Annotated in this window: 8 protein-coding genes; 7 read left to right on the forward strand and 1 reads right to left on the reverse strand. The window is 67.3% G+C overall.

Annotated elements, in window-relative coordinates; all coding sequences use genetic code 11:
- Nucleotides 1–128: 128 nt before the first annotated feature.
- The 7 genes from ACIQMR_RS33645 to ACIQMR_RS33675 all read left to right on the forward strand — a co-directional run bounded on the left by ACIQMR_RS33645 (nt 129) and on the right by ACIQMR_RS33675 (nt 6,381).
- Nucleotides 129–1,304, forward strand: coding sequence for a transglycosylase family protein (locus ACIQMR_RS33645; protein WP_401395521.1), 1,176 nt, complete (start codon nt 129–131; stop codon nt 1,302–1,304).
- A gap of 26 nt (nt 1,305–1,330) precedes the next feature.
- Nucleotides 1,331–1,522 (forward strand): hypothetical protein, encoded by a 192-nt coding sequence (locus ACIQMR_RS33650; RefSeq protein WP_401395523.1) that lies wholly within the window; start codon nt 1,331–1,333, stop codon nt 1,520–1,522.
- Between the two features lie 21 nt (nt 1,523–1,543).
- Nucleotides 1,544–2,203, forward strand: coding sequence for a GNAT family N-acetyltransferase (locus ACIQMR_RS33655; protein WP_401395526.1), 660 nt, complete (start codon nt 1,544–1,546; stop codon nt 2,201–2,203).
- Nucleotides 2,204–2,315: 112 nt separating this feature from the next.
- Nucleotides 2,316–2,648, forward strand: coding sequence for a WhiB family transcriptional regulator (locus tag ACIQMR_RS33660; RefSeq protein WP_401395529.1), 333 nt, complete (start codon nt 2,316–2,318; stop codon nt 2,646–2,648).
- A gap of 41 nt (nt 2,649–2,689) precedes the next feature.
- Complete coding sequence (locus ACIQMR_RS33665; protein WP_401395531.1) at nt 2,690–3,310, forward strand: response regulator; 621 nt, start codon at nt 2,690–2,692, stop codon at nt 3,308–3,310.
- Nucleotides 3,311–4,252: 942 nt separating this feature from the next.
- Nucleotides 4,253–4,942 carry a response regulator transcription factor gene (locus ACIQMR_RS33670; protein WP_362889612.1) on the forward strand — a complete coding sequence of 230 codons (690 nt, stop codon included), beginning with the start codon at nt 4,253–4,255 and terminating at the stop codon, nt 4,940–4,942.
- Nucleotides 4,942–6,381, forward strand: a complete 1,440-nt coding sequence (locus tag ACIQMR_RS33675) for a sensor histidine kinase (RefSeq protein ID WP_401395535.1) — start codon at nt 4,942–4,944, stop codon at nt 6,379–6,381. Before ACIQMR_RS33670 ends, ACIQMR_RS33675 begins: the two co-directional genes overlap by 1 nt.
- Nucleotides 6,382–6,695: 314 nt before the next feature.
- On the opposite strand, the gene ACIQMR_RS33680 is transcribed toward ACIQMR_RS33675, so the two are convergent.
- The gene (locus ACIQMR_RS33680) at nt 6,696–6,947 is read right to left on the reverse strand and encodes a transposase (protein ID WP_401395546.1); all 252 of its coding nucleotides are present in this window, start codon (nt 6,945–6,947) and stop codon (nt 6,696–6,698) included.
- Between the last annotated feature and the right edge of the window lie 78 nt (nt 6,948–7,025).

Here is a 7,025-nt window from a genome sequence, read left to right on the forward strand (position 1 = left end):
TTAACCAAGCAGTGCCTACGTTGACTGAAGTCCCTTCCTCGGCACCGCTTAGCCGACACAACACCGGAAGTGACGCTTCAACAGATCTATTCCGCTGCTGCGGCTTCGAAAGGACCGGGTGCGTAGTTATGTTCTCGAAGGGAACCGGCCGACACCGGCGATACAAGGCCAGCTATACCAAGCGCGTCGCCACGAGCGCGGGCGTCGCGGGCGCCGGCGCGACACTGCCACTCCTGCTCAGCTCCCCGGCCTCCGCCGCGTCGGTGGAGACCTGGGACGCTGTCGCCGCGTGCGAGAGTACCGACAACTGGCGCATCAACACCGGGAACGGCTACTACGGCGGACTCCAGTTCAAGCAGAGCACCTGGGAAGGCCATGGCGGCCTGCAGTACGCCCCGAGGGCGGACCTGGCCACCAAGGAGCAGCAGATCGCCGTGGCCGAGAAGGTCCTGGCCAACCAGGGACCGGGTGCGTGGCCCGTCTGCGGTAAGGCTGCGAACCTGCAAAAGGGCGGCCCCCAGCCGAACCTCGCCGGCTCCGAGCAGAAGGACACCACGGAGAAGAAGTCCGCACCGCCCAAGACATCCACCGAGCGGAGCGAGAAGAGTCAGCAGCGCGAGAAGGGCCCGTCCACGCGCTACGTCGTCAAGACCGGCGACACCCTCTCCCGCATCGCCGAGCGCGAGACCGACCAGACCTGGCAGCAGCTGTACGAGGCCAACCGGGCGGAGATCGGCCCGGACCCCAATGTCATCCAGCCCGGTGACGAACTCGTCCTCGGCGCGGCCAAGGCCCCCGCCGCGGCGTCCACCGCCACGACCGCCACCGCCCGGCAGGCCGCACCGGCAACCGCACCCCAGCGCATCAAGGCCTCCCTGCCCGTCGACAACGGCACCATGGGCAGCGGTTACAAGGCGGGCGGCGCGGTCTGGTCCAGCGGCTACCACACCGGCGTCGACTTCGTCGGCACCACGACCGGCAAGAGCATCGACGGGGCTCCGGTGCGCTCCGTCGGCAACGGACAGGTGGTGCGTGTCCTGGATGGCGGCGCCTACGGCAAGCACGTCCTGGTGAAGATGGCTGACAAGGTCAACGGCCAGGACCGCTACACCCTCTACGCCCACCTCAGCAAGTTCGAGACGTCGGTCGGAAACGAGGTCAGGGCAGGCGAAGTCATCGGCCGAGTCGGTTCCACCGGTAACAGCAGCGGCCCGCACCTGCACTTCGAGGCCCGCTACGGCACCGAATACGGCCAGGACGTCGACCCCGTCGCCTACCTCCAGTCCCTGGGCCTCAAGCTCTAGACCCGAACCCGGCCACAGGACCGACCGTGAACAGAAAACGCAACCTCTTCCTGCCGGACGGCACGGCGGCATCCCACCGCCCCGCCGATGCGCAGGCACGGGCGGCCCAGCTGCTCGTCGCCTCCAGCGCACGTGACGCCACCGACTGCGAAACCCTGCTGTCGGCGCTGGGACTGCTGAACCGCGCTCCCAGCGCCGACACCGCGGCCGGCGCTTGACCCGGTGAACGGAGTCCCCTGATGCCCGAGCCCGTCACCCTGGCGGGCCGCGCCGTACGGCTGGAGCCGCTTGCCGACCGGCACGCGCCCGCCCTCGCCGCCGTGTCCGCCAGCCAACCCGAGACCTTCGCCTTCCTGTCCGTGCCCCACGGCCTGGAGGAAGCCCACACCTACATCCGCCAGGCCCTGGAGGAACAGGAAATCGGCGCGAGTCTGCCCTTCGCCGTGGTCCGCCTCGCCGACGAGAGCGTTGTCGGGTCCACCCGGCTGTGTCGCTTCGACTACTGGCGCGCCCCCTCCCACCACACCACCCGCCTGCCCGCGGGAGACCCCGCGCTCGCCGTCCCCTGCGCCACCCAGATCGGCGCGACCTGGCTTGCCGCCGACGCCAGAGGCGGCACCATCAACACCGAATCCAAGTACCTGCTGCTCACCCACGCCTTCGAGAGCTGGCGAGTACGCCGTGTCGCGCTGCAGATCGACGCGCGCAACACCCGGTCCATGACAGCCGTCGCCCGACTCGGGATCACCTGCGACGGCATCCGCCGCGCCCACACCCTCGGCAGGGACGGGGAAGTAAGAGACACCGCCTTCTTCTCTGTACTCGACACGGAATGGCCCGACCTGCGCTCCCGCATCCTGGACAGGCTCACCCCCCGCGCGTGTATTCCGGTGTGCTGATCGGGGGAGTGGGCCTCCACCACCGCGCCGGCCGACTGGTCGAGGTATCGGACATGCCCCTTTCATCACAATTGCGATAAAACGGTGGTTTTCTCGTGTGAAAGGTGAACCGGTGCAGCGGATCGAAAAGGGCCTCGGAAAGTGGACGCGGGCCGCTGCATGCCTCGATGCCGACGCCGAGATCTTCTTCGCACAAGGCCGCAGACAACGCGCCCTCGCGCTAGCCATCTGCCGATCCTGCCCCGTACGCGCCGAATGCCGCGCCCACGCCGAGGCCAGTCCCGAGCCCTACGGCATCTGGGGTGGTGTGACAGCCCTTGAGCGAGGCTGGAGCCCCGAAGGACGCACCATGTCATCGGCAAAGCGCCGCGCCGCTACCTCACCAGGCCACCGCGAGCCCGCTGGACTATCCTCGAAGTCAGTAGGCTCCGCCTCGAGGGGCTGAGCCCCGAGCCAGAGGGTGACCTGATGGACGACCGCCTTCGGGTGATCATCGCCGACGATCACCCGCTGTACCGTGAAGGCGTGAAACGGGCTCTGACCTGGAGCGGCTCGATCGAGATCGTGGGAGAGGCCACGACTGGCCGAGAAGCTCTGACCATGATCAAGGAACTCGAGCCCGACGTCGCCGTGGTCGACTACAAGATGCCGGAAATGGACGGCATCGCGGTGACCCACGCCGTCAGCCAGTGGAAGCTGTCCACCAAGGTCGTCGTCGTCAGCGCCTTCGAGAACAGCGAGCTGGTCTTCCGCGCCCTCGAGGAAGGAGCCGCCGGCTACCTCCCCAAGGACGCCAACCGCTCCGAGCTCATCGAAGCCGTCCGCCAAGCAGCCGCCGGCAAGACCGTCATTCCCCCCACCCTCGCCGGCGGTGTGGCCGAAGAGATCCGCATGCGAGCCCAGTCCTCCGGACCGGTGTTCAGCACCCGCGAACTGGAAGTCCTGCGGTACTTCGCCCAAGGCCTCAGCATCCCCCAGATCGCGCAAAAACTCTTCCTCGCCCCCAGCACCATCAAGACGCACGCCCAGCACGTGTACGAAAAGCTCGGCGTCAGCGACCGGGCTGCCGCCGTAGCCGAGGGCATGCGACGCGGCCTGCTCGACTAAAAGCAGCCCGGCACCGACACCACACACCCAGCACCCTGCCGACGGCCACTCCCGCCACGCCACATCCCCCAGGACCGCAGCCGCCTCCTAGCTACAACCCTGCCACCACAGGGCACGAGCTACTGTGCCAGGCCCTCCGAGGCGGTGATCAAGAGGAGAAGGCAGCCCCGCGACCCCCTTGGTCGAAAGATCTTCAAGCGCCGCGACGCCCGCACCGAAAGATCGCCGGAACCGCTGGATGCGACGTGCCCGAGCACCCCCGCGAAACCACGCTCTCAGCGATTCCCGAAAAGGGCCCGCACCGGCAAAGCCCTGCCCGTTCGGTCATTTGTATGCCAGACGCCAATCACCGGCCCCCAAAAAGCTTTCCGTGATCGATCCACAGCACCGGAGCCGGGCGCGCTGACGGAAGCGATTCTGAAAACTCACAGGAGTTCCCCGCTAACGCACTGCTAAGATCAAAAACGCCCGACTCCGATGTCGCGGCATTCTCAAGCGCGGCCCCACGGTCTCTCTGGTTCCGGCGAGAAGCAGGACACCACGCCAGCCGGCGACAGACCCCCACCTGGACAAGCTGCACGACACACCAGCACCACCGGTGGATGCAACAGCCGCACCCAAGGGAGCTGCTCACCCACGCCGACAAGCCCCCGCATGATACGACGACACTCCCCGCCACCAAGAACCCGGGACCCTCCCGAGGCCGCCAAAAAACCGGCCGCCACGCCTTTCACACAAACAACAGCACCAACTGCCCCTGAAACAAGGGGAATTGAATGAGAGGCGCTGAGGTACGTTAACCGGTGGTGCCCTTTCGGTCATCCAATCGGCGGGCGATCGCTCTCCTCAAGTTTCCCCCAGTCGACCGATTCGCTTCCAAGTCGGGCAGCGCACTCTGTTGTCCAAAGACGCATCCGGTAGACCGATCACATGGAGACGGGCATGGCGTGGACGAGCGCGTTGGTGATAGAGGACGACGCGGAGATCCGTGAATTCCTCTCAGCCTCGCTCAGGCGGCTCAAATACGACGTCCACGCGGTCTCCCGCGGCGCCGAAGGCCTCAGCTGCGCGGCATCCGACCCCATCCAGGTGATCATCCTCGACCTCGGACTCCCCGACATCGACGGCCTCGACGTGCTCAAGATGCTCCGCGCCCTCGTCAGGACCCCCGTCCTGGTCGCCAGCGCCCGCGACGACGAAGCCCACATCGTCCGCGCGCTCGACCTCGGAGCCGACGACTACGTCGTCAAGCCGTTCTCGGCCGAGCACCTCGACGCCCGCATCCGTGCCGTCCTCCGACGCGCCGGGGAGAAGAGGGAAGACACCGTCTACGAAGTAGGCGGCCTGAAGATCGACCCACAGGCCCACGTCGTCACGCACGACGGAGCCCTCCTGGAGATGCGCCCCAAGGAATTCAGCCTCCTGTCCTACCTCGCCAAGCACGCCGGCCGCGTGGTCAGCAAGGACGAACTCCTCTCCGCACTCTGGGACGACGCCTTCGGCGCCAGCGAGAAGACCATCGACGTCCACCTCTCCTGGCTGCGCCGCCGACTGGGCGAGACGGCAGCCGAGCCACGCTACCTGCACAGCGTCCGTGGCGTCGGCGTCAAACTGGCCGCCCCCGCAGCGTGATGCGCAAGAAACTGGCCTTCGTCAGCGCACTGACCACCCTGCTGACCGTGCTGCTCCTCGCCGTGCCGCTGGGCTTCTACGCCCACCACGCCTACGTCGGGAACACCAACCAGTACGCCGCCACACAAGCCGAGACGCTGGCCAGCCTGACCAGGGACTCCGCCGACAACGGCCCCGAACCGCTCTCCTCCTGGATCGCGCAACAGCCCGTCAACGTCCGAGCCACGGTCACCCTGCCCTCCGGCCACCGATACGGGCAGGCTCTGCCGTGCCCCGAACGACCGCGAGCCGAGATCTCCCACCCCCCTGTCATCTGGACCTGCGGCGGCCACCGCGTGGCAAGCACAGCCGTGGCAATGCCCGGCGGACACAGGGCCGAAGTGGACGTGGCCGTCGACGCCGCCAACGTCTCCCGCGAGATGAACGGCGTCTTCGCCTCCGTGGCCCTGGCCGCCGTCGTCCTACCCATCCTCGCCGCCCTGGTCGCCGACCGACTCGGCCGCTCCGTCGTACGCACCGCCGAGCAACTGACCGACGTCGCAAGCAAACTGCGCCAAGGACAACTCGACGCCAGGTTCCACGGCGAAGGCCCCAAGGAGCTCCAGCACCTCGGCATGACACTCAACACCCTCGCCGCCCGCATCGACGCCCTGATCACCAACGAGCGCGAGGCTCTGGCCGACCTCTCCCACCGGCTGCGCACACCCATCACCTCGCTCATGCTCCAAGCGGAATCAGTCACCAACCACGAGGACGCACGACGCCTCCTCACCGGCCTCAGCGACCTCAACAACGAAGTGACCCGCATCATCCGCCTCGCACGACACCCCATCGGCCACCAAGGCAGCCTCACGGCCCGCCTGGACGCCGTCGTGACCGAGCGCGTCGCCTTCTGGTCCGCCCTCGCCGAGGAACAAGACCGCGTCTGCGCCCTCACCGTCGAGCACACCGACTGCTGGGTCTACGTGCCCGCTCCGGAACTCGAGGCGGCGATCGACGCCCTCCTCGAGAACGTCTTCACCCACACTCCAGACGGAACCGCCATGCGCATCAAGGTCTCCAGGAACCCCGAGGGAGGCGCGGCCGTCACCCTCGAAGACGACGGACCCGGGTTCAGCGACTACCGAGTCATCGAACGTGGCCGCAGCACCGGCGGCTCCAGCGGCCTGGGCCTGGACATCGCACGCCGCACCGCCACCATGTCCGGCGGCCGCCTCCTCATCGGAGAAGGAGCCACCGGAGGCGCCCACGTCAGCCTCGTCTTCGGCGGACCAGCCCCCACCACCAAACGCGGCACGAACCCCAAACCCACCGCCATCACCACCCCCCAACACATCGCCCCACCAACGGGACTGCCGCATCCCAGGACCCCTGCTCCACACCACCCACCACTGCCCCCGGACCCCCACCCCGCACAGAACCCGGAAACCACACCATGAACCAGATCCGCCACGTCCTCCGACACATGCGGCACATCCTCCGAACCACGCGCCTAACGACGCGCGAACCCCAGCACGACCATCACGTCCCGCTGAAACCCTCCGGCGCAGTGGACCCCGACCTCCTCGGCCGCAGATCGCCCCACCACTGACCGACAAGGCCTCGGTAACCGCCACCAGCGGTCGCAGACTCGGGTGAGCTCACAACTCCGTATGAGACGATCGGACGGCCGTGCTCGATGACCTGACTGAGCAACCCCGTACCACGGTCATCGCGCCAGCCCGACAGGCCAGACGCCGAATGGGTGCTTGTTTCAGGCTGCTGCGGGCGGTTTCGGGCGGAGGTATTGCCCGACTTTGTCCGGGTCGGCGGTCAGCCGGTTGGTCATGGAGTTGACCATGGCCCAGTGGATCATTGACCGGGACCGGGTCGGCAGTGCCTCGTAGTCGCGGTGCAGATGCCGGTACCGGTTCATGATCCCGAAGGTCTGCTCCACACGCCAGCGGACTTTCTGGACTACGAAGCCTTTCCGCTTCGCGTCTCGCGGCAGCCGGCATCCACCCAGGCTTTTGTCACGCTGGGCAGCTTCGTAGCGAGTTCGTCAGCGACGAGTTTGCCGCCGTTGGTGTCCTGCACGCCGGCG

It is taken from the genome of Streptomyces sp. NPDC091376 (assembly GCF_044757085.1).
In the GTDB taxonomy this organism is placed as follows: Bacteria; Actinomycetota; Actinomycetes; order Streptomycetales; family Streptomycetaceae; genus Streptomyces; species Streptomyces pratisoli.